The organism is Streptomyces sp. NPDC002044 (assembly GCF_040296725.1).
GTDB lineage: Bacteria > Actinomycetota > Actinomycetes > Streptomycetales > Streptomycetaceae > Streptomyces > Streptomyces antarcticus.
Genome location: NZ_JBEOXU010000329.1, coordinates 1 through 1,218, shown reverse-complemented (window position 1 = coordinate 1,218; position 1,218 = coordinate 1). Strand labels below are relative to the sequence as shown.

Below are 1,218 nucleotides of genomic sequence, written 5' to 3'. Positions count from 1 at the left end.
GCCCCGCCGGAGTCCCTCGTCGTGTCCGGCGGGCTCTTCCACGGTCTCCAGCTGTGGGTGAACCTCCCGGTGGGCCGCCGACGCGACCGGCGCCTCCGAGGCAGCGGCGGCGGACGCGATCGACGAGCTCGTCGACTCGGGCCTGCTCCAGCCCGGCACCTCGGGCAGCTACCGCTACCACCCGCTGGTCCGCCAGTTCGCCCGGCAGGCCCCCGCCCCCTCCGCGCACTGAGGGGCTCCAGGGCGTACGTACGGGCAGTCAGGTGTGCCCCCGGCCCGGTACTTTCGGGCACCGACCGGCTCACCCGCGCCGCCTAGCCTTCCCGCATGACGATGTGGACCACTCTCGACCCGGCCGCCGTGGCCGTCGATCCCGGCGGCCGGACCGCGGCCCGCCTGCGGGTGCGCAACACCGGGGACACGGTGGAGGAGTACCGGCTGTCGATCGTGGGCGCCCCCGCCGGGTGGGCCCGGATCGAGCCGGGCTCCCTGCGGCTCTACCCGGGCAGCGAGGGCACCGCGGAGATCTCCTTCGCACCACCCCGCTCACCCGACGCGCCGGCGGGGCCCGCCCCGTTCGGGATCCTCGTCGAACCGCGCGAGCACCCGCGCCAGCGGGACGTCGTCGAAGGCCGGGTCACCGTCGCCCCGTTCACGGAACTGCGCGCCGAGCTGGTCCCGCCGAGCCTCGTCGGCCGGTTCCGGGGACGCGCCGCCCTCGCCGTCGACAACCTCGGCAACACACCGCTCACCGCCTCCCTGACCGCCCGGGACGAGTCGGGCCGCCTCACGTTCGACATCCGGCCGAACGCGGTGCGGGTGGCCCCGGGCCGGGCGGTCTTCGCCGACGTGGAGATCCGGCCGCAGACGGTCAGCTGGACCGGGGGCACCGAGACGCACCGTACGACCGTGACGGTCCGCCGGTCGGGGGAGACCGGCGGCCTGGAGCTGACCGGGGACTTCGAACAGCGCCCCGTGCTCCCGGGCCGGCTGCTCTTCGCGGCCGGGCTGCTGGCCACCGGGGCGGTCGCCTTCGCCGTGTTCTGGTTCGGGTTCTCCCCGAAGGTCAACTCGGCGGCGGGCGAGATGAAGACGGAGACCGGGGCCGTACTGCCCGCCCCGCTCGGCGGGCAGACCCCGCTGCCCTCCGCGCCCGCCCCGCCCCCGGACCCGCTCCCCGGCGGAGCCCTCCCGGGCGGCGACCCGGCGGCGGGCGCC

Annotated in this window: 1 protein-coding gene; it reads left to right on the top strand. The window is 76.8% G+C overall.

The window, feature by feature from the left end; genetic code table 11:
- Positions 1-327: 327 nt before the first annotated feature.
- The coding region (locus ABT106_RS32000; protein ID WP_502979546.1) for a COG1470 family protein at positions 328-1,218 on the top strand (891 nt) is incomplete at its 3' end.